The organism is Micropruina sp. (assembly GCF_047606365.1).
Classification (GTDB): domain Bacteria; phylum Actinomycetota; class Actinomycetes; order Propionibacteriales; family Propionibacteriaceae; genus Micropruina.
In genome coordinates this window covers 1-15,821 of the sequence record NZ_JASGEN010000065.1, presented here as the reverse complement: position 1 = coordinate 15,821, position 15,821 = coordinate 1, and the positions used below count along the sequence as shown (strand labels likewise).

Sequence of the window (15,821 nt, the reverse complement as noted above, 5' to 3'; positions counted from 1 at the left end):
GGACCGCAATCCGCGAAGCCATTTCGTCCGTATCACCTGCAAGACCACCTGATCCGAGGAGGAATCCCATGGTCACACGTTCCCGTCCGGCCGTCACGATGCTGCCGGCTCTCGCCCTGGTGCTGCTCAGCGCCTGCACGGCGGCCACCCCGGCCGCGCCGTCGTCCAGCGCGCCGGCGCCGAGTGCGTCGGCGTCCAGCGTGCCCGCGCCTGCTCCGTCGGAAGCGGACGCGGCGACGCTGACGCTCGCGATGGCCGACAGCAGCCTCGGCACGATCCTGGTGGACGGCAAGGGGATGACCCTCTACCTGTTCACCAAGGACACCCCGAACACCAGCAACTGCACCGGCCAATGCCTGGCTGCCTGGCCGCCCCTGCTCGGCAAACCGACCGCCGGCAAGGGTGTGGACGCCGCCAAGCTGGGTTCGTTCACCCGCGCCGACGGCAGCACCCAGGCCAGCTACAACGGCTGGCCGCTCTACTACTGGGAGCAGGACAGCAAGCCGGGCGACGTCACCGGGCAGGACGTGAACAAGGTTTGGTACGTGCTGAACCGCGACGGCACCGCGGTCAAGGGCTGATCGTGGACGTCTTCGGCCTGCCGCTGCATCCGCTGGTGGTGCATGGCGCGGTGGTTCTGGTGCCGTTGGCGGCACTGGGTGCGCTGGCGGTGCTGTTCTCGTCGTGGGTGCGTGCCCGCTACGGCTGGCTGACCGTGCTGGTAGCCGTCGCGGGTGCGGCCGCCACCCTCGCGGCGCGGCTCTCCGGGCCGGCGCTCGCCGACCAGATCAGCGCCGGCGGACCCGCCTTCGAGGCCCACGAGATGTGGGGACAGCTCGCGGTGTTCCCGGCCGTCGCGCTGGCGCTGCTGCTGCCGTGCGCGCTGTGGGCGGAGAACCGCTCGCGAGCCGGCTGGTGGGTGCTGGTGGCACTGACCGCGATCAGCGCCGTCGCCGGCCTGGTGCTAGTGGTGCTCACCGGACACAGCGGGGCGACCGCGGTCTGGGGCGGCTAGCGCCACGGCCGCCGCCTCGTAGGCTCGACCCGGTGGAGAACAACTACGGCGCCTTCGCCCGGATCAGCTGGCCGGTGCGCACCGCACGGCTGTCGTTGCGCCCGGCCGAGCCGTCCGACGCGGAGGCAACCTGGGAGTGGCGCGGCCTGCCCGAGGTGAACCGGTGGCTGAGCGCGGCACCCACCCGGAACGAGTACCTGCGCTCCTTCCCCAGCCCGGAGCGGCTGGCCTGCACGCTGATCGTCGAGCTGGACGGCGTCCCGATCGGCGACCTGATGCTGCGGGTGTCGGACGCCTGGGCGCAAGCAGAGGTCGCCGTCCAGGCCCACGGGGTGCAGGCCGAACTCGGCTGGACGTTGAACCCTTCCGAACAGGGCCACGGCTACGCCACCGAAGCCGTCCGGGCGGCCATCACGCTGTGCTTCGACCAGCTCGGGATCCGCCGCCTCGAGGCCAGTTGCTTCGCCGCCAACGAGCCGTCCTGGCGGTTGATGGAGCGACTCGGTATGCGCCGCGAGCTCTACTCCGTCGCCGAGTCCCTGCACCGCGAACTGGGCTGGCTGGACGGCATGACCTACGCCCTGCTCGCCGACGAGTGGCACGACGCAGAGCACCAGGAATGAGGTTGTCATTCCGGTCGTTCGTCATCTCGGACTTGATCCTCGTCATCCCGGACTTGATCCGGGACCTCCGCAGTCAGTCCCACGAGCGGGCAAGGAGATCCCGGCGTCCGGCCGGGATGACGACGCCGCGGTAAGCCGTCAGTGCTGGCCGTAGACGTTCTGGTAGCGGTCGTAGAGCCGGTCGATGAACTCCTGGGGGATCGGAATCGGGTCACCGAGCTGCATGGCGGCGTGCACCGTCCGGGCCACCTCTTCGCACATCGCGGCGGCCTTCACCGAGGCTCGCGCGTCGCGTCCGATGGTGAACGGGCCGTGGTTCTGCATCAGCACCGCCGGCGAGCGGGAACCGCGCAGGGTTTCGACGATACCGCGTCCGATCGAGTCGTCGCCGATGATCGCGAACGGGCCGACCGGGATCGGTCCGCCGAACTCGTCGCCCATCATGGTCAGCACGCAGGGAATCTCCTGCCCGCGCGCCGCCCATGCCGTGGCGTAGGTGGAATGGGTGTGGGTGACACCGCCGACCTCGGGCATGTGCCGGTACACGTAGGCGTGCGCCGCGGTGTCGGACGACGGGGCCAGGGTGTCCGGGGTGCCGTCGTCGATCTTGTTGCCGTCCAGGGTGCAGACCACCATGGTCTCGGCGCTCAGCTCGTCGTAGGACACTCCGGACGGCTTGATCACCATCAGTTCGGCGCCCGGCACCCGCCCGGACACGTTGCCCGCCGTCCACACCACCAGCTCGTAGCGGGTCAGCTCGGCGTGCAGCGCGGCGACCTCTTCGCGGGTGCGCTGCACGGCTGCCTGCACCTCGTCCGGCAGGTCAGTCAAACGAATCGTCATCGGTGGCTTCCTTTCTTGCGTGGGCGAAACGGGAACTGCGCCGTGCGGACACTGGCTCAATGCGGCATTTCGCCGGTTGAGCTTGTCGAAACCCCCTTGCGAGAGGTCTCGACAAGCTCGACCGGCGAAATCAGCGCTTACCGGGTCAGTGACCCATTGCCTGGCGCTTGATGTCCTTCAAGCGGTACATCACCTTGTTGCCACCGCGACCGAAGTAGTCATGCAGCAGCGTGTACTCGGCGAACAGCTTGTCGTACTGGGCGGACGCCTCTTCGTTCGGCGTGTAGGCGTTCGGGATCTTCTTGCCCATCGCCGCCGCAGCGGTGTGCACGTTCGGGTAGGCCCCGGCCGCCACCGCACCGTGGATCGCCGAACCGAGCGCGCCGGCGTAGCCGGTGTCGGCCAGCGACAGCGGCTTGCGGGTCACGTCGGAGTACATCTGCATCAGGAACTTGTTCTTCAGCAGACCGCCCGCCGCGATCACCTCGGTGATCTCGACACCGTTGGAGGTGAACGATTCGATGATCGTCCGGAAGCCGAAGGCGGTCGCCTCGAGCAGCGCCCGGTACTGATCCTCCGGGGTGGTGGTCAGCGTCTGGCCGATCATCAGGCCGGACAGGTTGGTGTCGACCAGGATGGACCGGTTGCCGTTGTGCCAGTCGAGCGCGATCAGGCCGTGCTCGCCGATGTTCTGCTTCTCGGCCTTCTCGGTGAGCAGCTGGTGCAGCGAGATGCCCCGGCCGTCCGCCTCGTCCTGGTAGGACTCCGGCACGCAGTTCTTGACGAACCAGGCGAAGATGTCGCCCACCGCCGACTGGCCGGCTTCGAAGCCCCAGGCGCCCTTGACCAGGCCGCCGTCGACGACGCCGAACATGCCCGGCACTTCGCGCAGCTCGGGACCGGAGACCACGTACACCGCGGAGGTGCCGAGGCTGGCGGTCAGCTGGCCGTTCTCGACGCCCTGCACGGCCGGGGTGGCGACGTGCGCGTCGATGTTGCCGACCGACACCGGGGTGCCCGCCTTCAGACCGGTCCAGGCCGCGGCCTCAACGGTGATCTCGCCGGCCTTGTCGCCGAGCTGGCCGACCGGGGCCTCCAGCTTGTCGAGCGCGCCGGCGAACTCCGGGTCGAGATCGGCGAAGAAGTCCCGGGACGGGAACTTGCCGTCCTGGTACAGCGCCTTGTAGCCGGTGGCGCCGGCCGACCGGACGTAGTTGCCGGTGAGCTGCCAGACGATCCAGTCCACGGCGTCGACGAAGTAGGTCATCTTGTCGTAGATCTCGCGATCCTTATGGAAGGTCTCGAGCAGCTTCGGCAGCATGAACTCCGACGACAGCGTGTCGCCGTAGCGGGGCAGCCAGCTCTCGCCGCGCTTGCGGGCGACCTCGATGATCTGGTCGGCCTCGGCCTGGCCGCCGTGGTGCTTCCACAACTTCACGTAGGCGTGCGGACGGTCGGCGTACTCCTGCCGCTGGCACAGCGGCCAGCCGTTCTCATCGGTCGGCATCACGGTGGCCGAGGTGAAGTCGGTGCCTACGCCGATGATGTCCTCGGGCTTCACGCCGGAGTTGCGGATCGCCTCCGGGATGGCGATCTTCAGCACCTCGATGTAGTCCTCGGGGTACTGCAGTGCGAACTCGGGTGGCAGCGGCTCGTCTTTGTGCGCGCTGAGCACCCGGTCCATCACCGCGTGCCGGTATTCGTGGACGGCGGTGCCCATCTCTTTGCCGTCGCTGACCCGGACGATGATCGCCCGCCCGGAGAGTGTGCCGTAGTCAATACCGCACACGTACTTCTCGTCTGACATCCTGCGTGTTCCTTTCTCGGCCGCATCGTCGCGACCAGGGGTCAAAAAGTGGGCCGCGCTCAGAAGCGTTCGGCCCAGTAGCCGCCGGGCGCGAACAGCTCATCGACCAGCGGGTCGATGATGTTGGCCTCGGTCAGCAGATCGGTGAGCACGTACCGGGTCCGGATCCAGCGGGCCCGGTGGTAGGTGTCCCGGAAGCGGTCGCGGTCCATGCCGATCTGGTCGGGGTGGGTGATGGCGCCGACGGTGTCCAGCTTCTCCTGCAGCACCTTGGCCGGCAGCAGTTGCTCGCGCAGTCGCGCCGAGATGGACGGCCAGCGCTCGACGGTCAACTGCAGCCGGGCGCGCAGCGCGTCGGCGTCGATGTACTTGCCCTTGGTCTGGGCCAGCGCGGCCTCATGCAGGTCGGGGGTGAGCGCGGCGCGCAGCTTGGCCTCGGTCTCCTCCCAGCTTGGCCAGGCGGCCACCGCGGCGTCGATGTCGATCATCGCCGGAATGTCGTTGGCCAGCACCACCTCGTACAACGCGGCCACCGAGACCGTGCCCAGGCCGACCTTGAAACCGTGCGAGAGCGGCGGATCCCAGTCGAGTCCGTAGTGCTCCATCTCCCACAGGTGGCTGAAGTGGTGGCCGCCGCCCGAAGCCGGACGCGACGACGCGAACGCCTGCATGGCCAGCCCCGACATGATCAGGCCCTCGGCGAGGCCGCTGAGCGCGTCCGGGTTGCCGTCCTTGCAGCCCTGCGGGTCGGACAGCGCGTCGCGCAGCGGGCCCTGCACCAGATCCCAGACGGCCGGGTCGATCCGCTCGATGCCGAGTTCGTCGGCGATGATCCAGTCGCCGCCGGCCGGCACCTTCTCGATCAGGTCGCCGAAACCGGTGGCGGTCAGCCGCTGCGGCGCGCCGGCCATGATGTCGAGGTCGGCGACCACCGCTGCCGGGGCGGGGCAGCTGAGGGTCTGCTTGAAGCCGTCCTTGGTGATGGAGGCGCCGAACGAGGCGTAGCCGTCCATCGAAGCGGCGGTACCGACGCACATGTAGGGCCGGTCGAGTTCGCTGACGGCGCGCTTGGCGATGTCGTTGAGGGTGCCGGAGGCGACTGCGACGACGACCGCGTCGATGTCGGCGATCGCGTCACGGAGGGTTTCGATGTTGTTGTAGCCCGCGTACAGCGTGGGCGTACCGGGGAAGATGTAGGGCTCGGCCTGGGGTACGCCCGCGGCGGTCAGCGAGGCGACCACCTGTTCGCCGGCGACCCGCCAATGGTTCTCGTCGGCCACGATGATCGCGGTGCGTCCGGGGAAGAGCCGGGCGAAGACGTCACCGGTACGGTCCACGACGCCGCGGCCGGCTTCGATCGCCTTGGTATCGGTGGCTGTGCGAAGCGCGCGTTCGATGAGGGTTTCGGGCATGACACTCCTTCGGGTCGATGCTGCGTGTGACGTGAGGCTAACCCACCCACACCAGTTGTGGTGATTTCCCAACCAAACTTCTCATCCCGAGTCGGGAGTTGGTGGGCATATCGGACGCGCCGCGCGGGCGCGTCTCAGCAGATTCGTCGGCGCCGGCTCGTCCGCGGCTCGGCATAGGGTGCTGTCGCCGCCGACGAGAGGATCCGCCATGCCGCTGTGGAAACTGCACGGGGACGGGACACTGCAGCCGGGCGGCGTGGTCGCCCCCGACGAGCGACTGTCCTGGGGAAAGACGATCGGGCTCGGTGCCCAGCACGTGGTGGCGATGTTCGGCGCCACCTTCGTCTTCCCGCTGCTGATGGGGCTGAATCCGCAACTGGCGGTGATGATGTCCGGCATCGCCACGCTGGTGTTCCTGCTGGTGGTGCAGGGCCGGGTGCCCAGCTATCTGGGTTCGTCGGCGTCCTTCGTCGGGGTGGCGACCGCCATCTACGGCGCGGGCGGCAACCCGGCCGACCTGACCGGCGCGATGCTGTGGGTCGGCGTGCTGCTGTTCATCGTCGGCGTGATCATCCACTTCGCCGGGTCGCGGGTGGTCCACGCCGCGCTGCCGCCGGTGGTGACCGGTGCGGTGGTGATGCTGATCGGCTTCAACCTGGCCCCGGTGGTGGCCGGCACCTACTGGCCGCAGGACCAGTGGATCGCACTGTTCGTGATGCTCGTCGTGGTGGTGCTCAGCGTCGGCGTGCGGGGCTTCCTGGGCCGGATCGCGATCTTCCTGTCGCTGCTGATCGGCTACCTGGTGAGCTGGTTGGCGGACGTGGTGTCGGGTCCGATCACCTCGTTCAGCCCGGCGGCCGGTGAGGTGACCACCCATCTGCGGGTGGACTGGAGCGCGGTCGAGGCCGCGCCGCTGATCGGTTTCCCGCCGCTCACCGACCTGGCCCACTGGCAGTTCCAGGCCGCCGGCAATGTGGTCGGGCTGCATGCCCCGAACTTCAACTTCGCCTTCGCGCTGATCGCGTTGCCGGTGGTGATCGCGCTGATCGCCGAGAACACCGGACATGTGAAGGCGGTGGCCGAGATGACCGGCACGAACCTGGACCGCGACATGGGCCGGGCGATCGCCGCGGACGGTGTCGGATCGGTGCTGGCGACCGCTGTCGGCGCCGGCCCGACCACCACCTATGCGGAGAACATCGGTGTGATGGCCGCCACCCGGGTGTATTCGACCGCCGCCTACGTGGTGGCCGCGGTGGTGGCGATCCTGTTCGGCTTCTCGCCGAAGTTCGGCGCCATCATCTCGGCGACGCCCGGCGGGGTGCTGGGCGGCATCACGGTGGTGCTGTACGGCATGATCGGCCTGCTTGGCGCCAAGATCTGGAAGGAGAACCGGGTCGACTTCGGCAATCCGATCAACCTGGTTCCGGTCGCGGCCGGCATCATCATCGGAATCGGTGACGTCTCGCTCGAGATCGTGCCCGGCTTTGTGCTGAGCGGCATCGCCCTGGGCACCATCGTCACCGTCGCGGTCTACCACCTGGCCCGAGCGCTGGCACCGGCGGAGCTTCGAGCAGAGACGCACGGCGCCGTCCTGATCGTCGACGAGCCGGGCGCCTGGACCGACTCGGACGACAACCCGCCGGCCCGCTGATCCGCTGATCCGCTGATCCGCTGATCCGCTGATCCGCGACCGATTTTCGCCAGGCTGAGCGCGTGCAGGCGGAGCGACCACAGAATCGGTCGCTATTTGACGAGCGGCGGACGTGTGGGCAACCCCGGCCCGCCCGTCATGCCGGCCCACTTGTCATCCCGGCGAACGCCGGGATCTCCGTCCAACTAGTGCGCGCCGGAGATCCCGGATCGAGTCCGGGATGACGAAACTCACGCTTGTGCCGGTCGAACCGCCCACCGGGGTTAGGCTGCCCGGCGTGCCCCGTCCGACTCTCACTCCCGCCGTCCGCTCCGGGCTGTCGATCGCGGCCGCGGTCGGTATCTACGGGGTGTCATTCGGCGCGCTCGGTGTCGCGGCCGGGCTGAGCGTGGCGCAGACCTGTGCGCTCAGCCTGCTGATGTTCACCGGCGGCTCGCAGTTCGCCTTCGTCGGCGTGATCGGCGGCGGTGGGACGGGGTTGAGCGCGTTGACCGCCGCCACCCTGCTCGGGCTGCGCAACGGCGTCTACGGCATGCAGTTGGAGGCGTTGCTACGCCCGCGGCGTCCGATGGCACCGGTGTACGCGCAGTTCACCATCGACGAGTCGATGGCCAATGCCACCGCCCAGCAGGAGCCGGACGAGCAGCGCCGCGGCTTCTGGACGGCCGGCCTCGGCGTGTTCCTGACCTGGAATCTGTTCACCCTGGTCGGGGCGCTGGCCGGCAACGCGATGGGCGATCCGGCGATGTGGGGGCTGGACGGCGCCGCCTGCGCCGCCTTCCTGGGCCTGCTCTGGCCGCGGCTGCACGGACGCGACCCGATCGCGATCGCCGTGGTGTGCGCCTTCGTCACGGTGGTGTTCACCCCACTCACCCCGCCCGGCCTGCCGATCATCATCGCGGCCGTGGTCGCCGCCGGCGTCTGGGCCGTCCAGCAACGGAGGGCCGCCTGATGGAACTGTGGATCTGGGTGCTGCTCTCCTGTGCCGCGGCCTACGCGCTGAAAGTGTCCGGCTACCTGTTGCCCAAGTCGGTGCTGGACCGGCCGTTCGTGCCGTCCCTGGCGGCGGCGCTCACCGTCGGCCTGCTCGCGTCCCTGGTGGTCAGCAACACCGTCGCCAAAGGCCAGTCGCTGGTGCTCGACTCGCGGCTGCTCGGCCTGGCCGCCGCCGCCCTGGCGCTGAAGCTCAACTGGCCCTACATCGTCGTGGTGATAGTCGGCGCCGTCGCCACCGCCGCCGGCCGCTGGGCCGGCCTCCCCTAACCCCTCGGTGGTCAGCCCCCACGAATACTCGGGCGAATACTCGGGGACGGTTCTTCCGCATGCGATTTTCGAATGTTCGGGGACGGTTCTTCCAGTTGCGAATCTCGAATGTTCGGGGACGGTTCTCCCGCGTCCGAGATTCGAACGAGCGAGGACGGTTCTTGCACGTGCGAGATTCGCCTCGTTTCCGCAGATTCGTCGGGAGTTGGGAAGATTGCCCAGATGACAGCTGACAGCGCCCTTGATCTACCGCCCCTCCACGAGTCCTTGACCTGGCTCACTCCACTCTCGGAGGATCGTGCCGGCCGACTCGTGCGCTTCCTCGCCGAACCGCAGCCCGCCGACGTCCTCGACATGGGCTGCGGGTGGGGTGAGCTGCTCCTTCGGGTCCTCGCGGCGGCGCCACAGGCACGAGGCCGAGGCGTCGACAGCGCAGCGGGGCCGATCGCGCGCGCGACTCACCAGGCAGCAGCGCGGGGGCTGGCCGAGAGAGCCACCTTCGTGGCGATGACCGGGATGGAAGCCGAAGCTGAACCCGCCGAGGCCGTTATCTGCATCGGGGCGAGCCACATCTGGGGGCTGCCGGTGGAGGACGCACAGCCGCTCGACTACGTCGCAGCTCTGCGCGCCCTTCGACAGCTCGTCCGTCCCGGCGGGCAGATGGTCTATGGCGAGGCGATCTGGTCAAGGGCACCTCATCCCGCGGCGATGGCCCCGCTAGCCGGTCGTGAGGACGAGTACCTCACGGCGGGTGCCCTCGAAGAGCAGGTGCAGGCCGCTGGGTTCGAGGTGATCGACCACGACCAGGCGAGCCTCCAGGAGTGGGACGTCTTCGAGGCCGGTTTCCGCGCCAGGTACACCCGGTGGCTGGAACTCAACGGAGGAGATCATCCCGCCGCTGCCGAGGTGCGGCGGCGCCATGAACAGCAGCGCGCCGCCTATCAGGACGGCTATCGGGGCGTCCTAGGAATGTCGTACTTCTGCCTCCGCGGGTGACAGGCGCTACGGAGTTGCGGCGCTTAGGGAAGCACCGATTAAATCCCCGCCATCGTCATCCCGGACTTGATCCGGGATCTCTCCCGCTTGAGAGCCCGGGATGACGTGAATGATCAACGCGTCCTTAACCCGGCGGACACACCGGAGACGACCGCGAGAGAACCGTCCCTCGACGTGCGAGATTCGAACGCGAAAGAACCGTCCCCCGACGTGCGAAATTCGGACGTGAAAGAACCGTCCCCCAACGTTCGAGGCTAGCCGTCCAGCATGGCCGAACCGAGCCATTCGGCGGGGATGCCGAAGCCTTCGACCAGGGCGGTCGCCCGTGGACGCAGGTCGCCGCACAGCTGGTTGATCTGGCGGCGCAGCGCCTTCGCGCGGGTGTCCGACATCCGGTTGTGGGCCAGGAACCAGCCGGCGTCCGACTCCAGGCTGGTCAGGGCGAACAGGGTGCAGAGCTCCTCCAGGGTCTGGCGGGCGGCACCCTCGGGACAGTTCTCGATGCCCGCGATGAACGAGTCGAGCATCACCCGTTCCATGTGCGCACGGGCCACGAACAGTACGTGGTCCTGCATGGCGTTGACCTGATCGAACGAGTTCGAATCGGCCGAGCGCATCCGGCGGGCCAGCGAGTCGATGCTGTGCCGCTCACGCTCCTCGAACATCCAGGCGTGCCAGCCCCGGTCGTAGAAGGCCGCCGAATCGCCCCTGCGGCGGGCGGTCGAGGCCAGCCGCTCGGCCAGCAGTCCGGCGCCGGTCCGCTCGATCACCGCGCTGCCCACCATCCGGGCGGATGCCTGCACCAGACCCAGCCGGCCCAACCCGCCCCAGACGTCCCGATAGTCGGTGAGGACGCCCTTGGCCACCAGTTGCAGCAGCACCGTGTTGTCGCCCTCGAAGGTGGCGAACACATCGGTGTCGGCGCGCAGCTGGGTCAGCTGGTTCTCGCTCATGTAACCGGCGCCGCCGCAGGCCTCGCGGCAGGTCTGGATCGCGGAGTTGGCGAAGTCAGTGTTCATCACCTTCAGCCCGGCGGCGAGGGTCTCCAGGGCGCGTTGCGCCCGCGGGTCATGGTTGCTGTCCGAACTCACCGTGCCGTAGGCGTCGATCAGGTCGTTCTGGGCGAAGCCGAGCGCGTAGGCCCGGGCGATCGCCGGCAGCAGCTTGCGCTGGTGCGCCAGGTAGTCGAGCAGCGGCGATTCCTCGTCCGAATGCGCATGCCGGAACTGGGTGCGGCGCTCGGCGTACCGGGTCGCGATCGACAAAGCCCGCCGAGCCGCGATCGCCGCACCGCCGCCGATGCAGATCCGGCCCCGGACCAGCGCACCCAACATGGTGAAGAAGCGCCGGTTGGGGTTCTCGATCGAGGAGATGTAGCGGCCCTGCTCGTCCACCGAGCCGAACCTGTCGAGCAGCATCGCGCGCGGCACCCGGACGTGGTCGAAGGCGATGGTGCCGTTGTCGACGCCGAGCAGTCCGCCCTTGTGACCGTTGTCGCCGATGCTGACGCCGGGCAACGGATTGCCGTCGGCGTCGCGCAGCGGCACCAGGATGCAGTGCACGCCGCGCTCGACCCCGTCCACCACGAGCTGGCCGAAGACGGTCGCCATCCGGCCGTGCGCGGCGGCGCTGCCGATGTAGGTCTTCGTCGACGACCTGTGCGGCGAATGGACGACGAACTCGCCGGCGTCCGGGTCGTAGCTGATGGTGGTCTCCAGCGAGGCGACGTCGCTGCCGTGGCCCCGTTCGGTCATCGCGAAGCAACCGAGGGTGCGCAGGCTGAGCGCGTCAGCGAGGTAGCGCTGATGATGCTCGGGGGTGCCCAGGCCGGCGATCGCTCCCCCGTACAGACCGTGCTGGACGCCGGATTTGATCGCCACCGACAGGTCACCGTAGGCGACGGTCTCGAAGTCGATCAGCGACTGGATCTGGGTGTCGGCGGTGGCCTGTTCGACCCCGACGATCGCCTGGCCGATGCCGGCCGCGACCAGGGCGTGCAGACGATCCAGGGTCCAGGCCCGCGCCTGGTCCAGGTCGAGCGCCGGATCGCGCAGCATGTCGTCAGAGGGGAACACCGCCCGTCCGGCGGCTCGCCGCTCGTGGTGCGGCCCCTCGAAGGCGGCCAGCAGGGCGGCGCCCAGATCGCCCCCGGCGAGAGGGGTGTCGGTACGGGTGGTGGCGGTACTCATCGGTGTCCTTCCACGGTGTTGGCAAGGCGGGATGCCGGCTGAGCCGGCGCGAGCAGCAGGCACAGATCGTCGGCGACGACGGTGGCCGGGCGGTTCATGCCGGCCCTGATCCATTGATCGGTGGCGGCCCGGACGCAGCCGACCAGCCCATGCCCCCAGGTGGCGGCCCGGTCCTCGGGCAGGCCGCTGGCGCGCAGCAGCTCGGCGATCCGCTCACCGATGCGCGTGGTGAGCCCGGTGACCGGGTCGTCGTTCAGGTCGCCCTCGACCAACGGTCGCGACATCACGAAGCGGTAGATCTCCGGGTCGCGCTGCACCAGTTCGAGGTAGCTGTGGGTCAGGTCGCGGATCAGCCGGCCGAGGTCCTCCCCCTGCCTCCAGTCGAGCGGCGTCTCCCAGTCCACCGAGGCGCGCAGGTCGTCGAGGATGAACTGGGCCACCTTCTCGACCACCGCCCGATAGAGGCCCGGACGGTCGCCGAAGTGCCGGTAGATCACCGGCTTGGACGTACCCGCCTCGGCGGCGATCTCGTCCATGCCGACGGTGGCGCCGTGTCTGCGGATGGCGCGCAGCGTCGACTCGACGAGTTCGCGGCGCCGTTTCGTCCGATGTTCGGCCCACCGCGTGTCGCGCCCGTCGACCGGCGTCTTGGCAAGCGGGGTTTTCACGACACTCACAGTACCCGGTACTTTTCGTACCTGCTACTGTGAGTGTCGACAATCTCAGCGGTTCCATATCGAAGGAGCTCCGATGGCAGACCTGCGCAACGCCGTGATCGTGGGGAGCAACCGCATCCCGTTCGGAAAGGTCGGCGGCGCCTACGCCTCGGCCAGCAATATCGACATGCTGACCGCCGCGATCGACGGCCTGGCCGCACGATTCGGGTTGGCCGGCGAGCGCCTCGGCGAAGTGGGTGCCGGCGCGGTGCTGAAGCACAGCCGCGACTTCAACCTGACCCGGGAAGCGGTGCTGTCCTCGGCGCTGCACCCGGCGACGCCCGCCTACGACGTCCAGCAGGCCTGCGCGACCAGCCTCACCGCGGCCGTCCAGCTCAGCAACCGGATCCGGGTCGGCCAACTCGATGTCGCCGTTGCCGGGGGCGTCGATTCGGCGTCCGATTCGCCGGTGGCGGTGAGCGATCGGCTGCGGAGGACGCTGATCCGGCTGAACGCCGCCAAGACCCCGCTCGACAAGGCGAAGACGCTGGCGCATGTGCGACCCTCCGATCTGGCGCCCGAAGTGCCCAAGGCCGCCGAGCGCCGGACGGGGCTGAACATGGGCCAGCATCAAGCCCTGACCACCGCGCACTGGGGCATCACCCGCGAGGCGCAGGACGAGTTGGCCGCAGCCAGCCATCACAATCTCGCCGCCGCCTGGGAATCGGGCTTCTTCGACGACCTGGTGACTCCCTATCTGGGCCTGACCCGCGACCAACCGCTGCGACCGGACACCTCGGTCGACAAGCTCGCGAAGCTGCGGCCGGTCTTCGGCGACGGTCCGGACGCCTCGATGACCGCCGGCAACTCCACCCCGCTCTCGGACGGCGCCGCGACGGTGCTGCTCGCCGAGGAGGGCTGGGCACGCTCACGCAATCTGCCAGTGCTGGCCCGGATCGTCGACGCCGAGACCGCCGCTGTCGACTACATACTCGGCAACGAGGGCCTGTTGATGGCACCGGTGCACGCCACCGCCCGACTGCTCGGTCGCACCGGTTTGGCTCTGCAGGACTTCGACTACTACGAGATCCACGAGGCGTTCGCCGCCACGGTGCTGTGCACGCTGGCCGCCTGGGAGTCGGCCGGCTACTGCCGCGATGTGCTCGGCCTGGACGGCCCGCTCGGCTCCATCGACCGGGCCAAGCTCAATGTGCACGGCTCGTCGCTGGCCGCCGGGCATCCGTTCGCGGCGACCGGGGCACGCATCCTGGGCAGCCTGGCGAAGATGCTCGCCCAGCGCGGATCCGGCAACCGCGGCCTGATCTCGGTGTGCGCCGCCGGCGGCCAGGGCCTGGTCGCGATCGTGGAGGCATGCTGATGAAACTCGACGACCTCATCTCGGGGGTACTCGATTCCCGCGTCGGCAGGTCGGTGGCCGCCAAGGCCGGCTTCCCCGAGGCCACCGTGCTGCGCCGCGGCGAGGCCTTCCCCACCGGCGCGATCGCGCTGGGCACCGTCGAGCCCACGTCCGGTTCGCTGGTTGCGGACGCCCTGACCGCGCTTAGGATCAGCGCCCAGCCCGCGCTGGTCGACACCCCGGACGCCCGCAGCACCGACGCCGACGGCCGGCAGCGGCCACCCGCCTACCCCGGACGGCTCGGCGCGATCGTCGTGGACGCCACGGCGGCGACCCGGATCGGGCAATTGGAGCAGGTGCGGGCGGTGCTGCGGCCGGCGGTCAAGGCGCTGGAACCGTCCGGACGGGTGCTGATAATCGCCGCCGACCCGGCCACCGCGTCCGAGGTGGAGACCGCGGCCGTTCGGCAGGCGCTGGACGGCATCATGCGCAGCGTCGGCAAGGAACTGCGTTACGGCGCCACCTGCAATCTGATCCAGATCGCCGACGGCAGCACGCCGTCCGAGCTGGCGCAGGTGCTGCGTTTCGCCTTGTCAGGACGGTCGGCGTATGTGGACGGCCAGCCCTTCGTGTTGTCCCCGCTACCGCCGGTTGAGCGTGTCGAAACCGAGCCGGGTCCCGACAAGCTCGACCAACCAGCGGGCCGGATCGTGGTGGTCACCGGGGCGGCTCGAGGCATCGGCGCAGCCATTGCCCGCCGGTTCGGTGCCGAGGGCGCCCGGGTGGTGGTGGTCGACGTCCCGGTGGCCGGGCAGGCGCTGGCCGGGGTCGCCAACGAGGTGCACGGCACCGCGCTGCAGCTCGACATCACCGTGCCAGACGCCGGCGACCGGATCGCCCGGCATGTGACCGAGCGGTACGGCGCGGACGCCCACATCGACGCCGTGGTGCACTGCGCCGGCATTCTGCGGGACAAGCTGCTGGCCAATCTCGATGAGCAGCGCTGGGCGGCGGTGCTGGAGGTGAACCTGGCGGCCCAATTCCGGATCAACGACGCGCTGCTCGACCCCGACCGTCCCGGCGGGGTCGCGGACGGCGGACGCATCGTCGCCATCGCCTCCACCAGCGGCTGGGCCGGCAACCGCGGCCAGACCAACTATGCGGCGTCCAAGGCGGGCGTGATGGGCATGGTGCGGGCGCTGTCCGCGCAGCTGGCCGACCGCAGGATCGCGGTGAACGGCGTTGCCCCCGGCTTCATCGAGACCGATATGACCGCGTCGATCCCGGTGATCGACCGGGAGATCTTCCGCCGCTCGTCCAGCCTGCTGCAGGGTGGGCGTCCGGTCGATGTCGCCGAGGCGATCGTCTTCCTGGCCGACCCGGCGACGCCGATGAACGGACAGGTGCTGCGGGTCTGCGGCCAGCTGGTGGTGGGCCGCTGATGAGCGACGTCGTCGTCCTGGACGGAATGCCGGTCGCCGCGGCACAGTACGCCCGCGCGCTGTCGCCGCGCCGGCGTCCGCCACTCGCCGGGGGCCTGCCGGACCGGGTGGTGAACCTGCTGCATCACCGCTGCGAGGTCGCCGACGTCGCCGCCTATGACCGGGTCTGCGGCTTCGATCTGACCGACGAACTGCCCTCCACCTGGCTGCATGTGCTGACATTCCCGCTGCAACTGACCCTGATGACCGCCGAGGACTTCCCGCTCGCCCCGCTCGGCATGGTGCATGTGAGCAACACCATCACCCAGCTGCGTCCGACGTTGATCGGTGAACCGCTGGAGTTGAGGGTCCGCGCGGAGGGCCCGCGTGCACATCGCCGCGGCGTCCTGGTCGACCTGGTCAGTGAGGTGCTGGTGGCCGGCGAGCGGGTCTGGGAGGGACGCTCCAGCTATCTGAGCCGGGCGGCGAGGCTGGACGACGAGGATTCCCGCCGGTCGAGCTTGTCGAGACCCTCGGAGGACGGCGAATCTGGACCGATCCGGGGTGAGGACGGGTCTCGACAAG

At 69.2% G+C, this 15,821-nt stretch carries 14 protein-coding genes and 1 pseudogene; 10 read left to right on the top strand and 5 right to left on the bottom strand.

Translation table 11 applies throughout. From position 1 onward, the window contains the following. The first annotated feature begins 68 nt into the window (after positions 1–68). From QM624_RS07785 to QM624_RS07775, 3 genes are read left to right on the top strand one after another with little or no spacing between them, the layout of a single operon-like run. Positions 69–581, top strand: a complete 513-nt coding sequence (locus tag QM624_RS07785) for a hypothetical protein (protein WP_415090477.1) — start codon at positions 69–71, stop codon at positions 579–581. A 2-nt stretch (positions 582–583) separates the two neighbouring features. Beyond that, positions 584–1,015 carry a DUF2231 domain-containing protein gene (locus QM624_RS07780; RefSeq protein ID WP_415090475.1) on the top strand — a complete coding sequence of 144 codons (432 nt, stop codon included), beginning with the start codon at positions 584–586 and terminating at the stop codon, positions 1,013–1,015. 32 nt (positions 1,016–1,047) lie between these two features. Continuing rightward, positions 1,048–1,638: a GNAT family N-acetyltransferase gene (locus QM624_RS07775; protein ID WP_415090473.1), complete on the top strand. Its 591-nt coding sequence runs from the start codon at positions 1,048–1,050 to the stop codon at positions 1,636–1,638. Between the two features lie 138 nt (positions 1,639–1,776). Here the strand turns inward: QM624_RS07775 and QM624_RS07770 are convergent, their stop codons facing one another. The 3 genes from QM624_RS07770 to QM624_RS07760 form a co-directional block, all read right to left on the bottom strand. Next, complete coding sequence (locus QM624_RS07770) at positions 1,777–2,481, bottom strand: L-ribulose-5-phosphate 4-epimerase (protein WP_415090471.1); 705 nt, start codon at positions 2,479–2,481, stop codon at positions 1,777–1,779. A 145-nt stretch (positions 2,482–2,626) separates the two neighbouring features. Then, complete coding sequence (locus tag QM624_RS07765; protein WP_415090468.1) at positions 2,627–4,288, bottom strand: ribulokinase; 1,662 nt, start codon at positions 4,286–4,288, stop codon at positions 2,627–2,629. A gap of 59 nt (positions 4,289–4,347) precedes the next feature. Then, positions 4,348–5,700, bottom strand: a complete 1,353-nt coding sequence (locus QM624_RS07760) for a sn-glycerol-1-phosphate dehydrogenase (RefSeq protein ID WP_415090465.1) — start codon at positions 5,698–5,700, stop codon at positions 4,348–4,350. Between the two features lie 208 nt (positions 5,701–5,908). On the opposite strand from QM624_RS07760, the gene QM624_RS07755 reads away from it, so the two are divergent. The 4 genes from QM624_RS07755 to QM624_RS07740 all read left to right on the top strand — a co-directional run bounded on the left by QM624_RS07755 (position 5,909) and on the right by QM624_RS07740 (position 9,613). Continuing rightward, a complete protein-coding gene (locus tag QM624_RS07755; protein WP_415090463.1) occupies positions 5,909–7,354 on the top strand; it encodes a uracil-xanthine permease family protein in 1,446 nt (481 codons plus the stop codon). Positions 7,355–7,631: 277 nt separating this feature from the next. Next, positions 7,632–8,306 (top strand): AzlC family ABC transporter permease, encoded by a 675-nt coding sequence (locus QM624_RS07750; protein WP_415090461.1) that lies wholly within the window; start codon positions 7,632–7,634, stop codon positions 8,304–8,306. Then, positions 8,306–8,617 carry an AzlD domain-containing protein gene (locus QM624_RS07745; protein WP_415090459.1) on the top strand — a complete coding sequence of 104 codons (312 nt, stop codon included), beginning with the start codon at positions 8,306–8,308 and terminating at the stop codon, positions 8,615–8,617. The genes QM624_RS07750 and QM624_RS07745 overlap by 1 nt, the downstream gene beginning before the upstream one ends. A 72-nt stretch (positions 8,618–8,689) precedes the next feature. Next, the gene (locus QM624_RS07740; protein WP_415090457.1) at positions 8,690–9,613 is read left to right on the top strand and encodes an SAM-dependent methyltransferase; all 924 of its coding nucleotides are present in this window, start codon (positions 8,690–8,692) and stop codon (positions 9,611–9,613) included. 254 nt (positions 9,614–9,867) lie between these two features. On the opposite strand, the gene QM624_RS07735 is transcribed toward QM624_RS07740, so the two are convergent. Then, positions 9,868–11,802 (bottom strand): acyl-CoA dehydrogenase, encoded by a 1,935-nt coding sequence (locus QM624_RS07735; RefSeq protein WP_415090455.1) that lies wholly within the window; start codon positions 11,800–11,802, stop codon positions 9,868–9,870. Continuing rightward, positions 11,799–12,470: a TetR/AcrR family transcriptional regulator gene (locus QM624_RS07730; protein ID WP_415090453.1), complete on the bottom strand. Its 672-nt coding sequence runs from the start codon at positions 12,468–12,470 to the stop codon at positions 11,799–11,801. The genes QM624_RS07735 and QM624_RS07730 overlap by 4 nt, the downstream gene beginning before the upstream one ends. An 82-nt stretch (positions 12,471–12,552) precedes the next feature. Between QM624_RS07730 and QM624_RS07725 the strand changes: the two genes are divergently transcribed. The 3 genes and pseudogenes from QM624_RS07725 to QM624_RS07715 form a co-directional block, all read left to right on the top strand. Continuing rightward, positions 12,553–13,836, top strand: a complete 1,284-nt coding sequence (locus QM624_RS07725) for an acetyl-CoA C-acetyltransferase (RefSeq protein ID WP_415090451.1) — start codon at positions 12,553–12,555, stop codon at positions 13,834–13,836. Then, positions 13,830–15,257, top strand: a complete 1,428-nt coding sequence (locus tag QM624_RS07720) for a 3-oxoacyl-ACP reductase (protein WP_415090449.1) — start codon at positions 13,830–13,832, stop codon at positions 15,255–15,257. The genes QM624_RS07725 and QM624_RS07720 overlap by 7 nt, the downstream gene beginning before the upstream one ends. After that, a pseudogene (locus QM624_RS07715) lies at positions 15,257–15,821 on the top strand (hypothetical protein); the annotation flags it as partial. The gene QM624_RS07720 and the pseudogene QM624_RS07715, both read left to right, overlap by 1 nt.

What these genes read in the sequence shown, in the direction of transcription:
- QM624_RS07785 (WP_415090477.1), top strand. Translation starts at nt 69, where the DNA reads ATGGTCACACGTTCCCGTCCGGCCGTCACGATGCTGCCGGCTCTCGCC.
- QM624_RS07770 (WP_415090471.1), bottom strand. Translation starts at nt 2,481, where the DNA reads ATGACGATTCGTTTGACTGACCTGCCGGACGAGGTGCAGGCAGCCGTG.
- QM624_RS07765 (WP_415090468.1), bottom strand. Translation starts at nt 4,288, where the DNA reads ATGTCAGACGAGAAGTACGTGTGCGGTATTGACTACGGCACACTCTCC.
- QM624_RS07760 (WP_415090465.1), bottom strand. Translation starts at nt 5,700, where the DNA reads ATGCCCGAAACCCTCATCGAACGCGCGCTTCGCACAGCCACCGATACC.
- QM624_RS07755 (WP_415090463.1), top strand. Translation starts at nt 5,909, where the DNA reads ATGCCGCTGTGGAAACTGCACGGGGACGGGACACTGCAGCCGGGCGGC.
- QM624_RS07745 (WP_415090459.1), top strand. Translation starts at nt 8,306, where the DNA reads ATGGAACTGTGGATCTGGGTGCTGCTCTCCTGTGCCGCGGCCTACGCG.
- QM624_RS07740 (WP_415090457.1), top strand. Translation starts at nt 8,690, where the DNA reads ATGTTCGGGGACGGTTCTTCCAGTTGCGAATCTCGAATGTTCGGGGAC.
- QM624_RS07735 (WP_415090455.1), bottom strand. Translation starts at nt 11,802, where the DNA reads ATGAGTACCGCCACCACCCGTACCGACACCCCTCTCGCCGGGGGCGAT.
- QM624_RS07725 (WP_415090451.1), top strand. Translation starts at nt 12,553, where the DNA reads ATGGCAGACCTGCGCAACGCCGTGATCGTGGGGAGCAACCGCATCCCG.
- QM624_RS07720 (WP_415090449.1), top strand. Translation starts at nt 13,830, where the DNA reads ATGCTGATGAAACTCGACGACCTCATCTCGGGGGTACTCGATTCCCGC.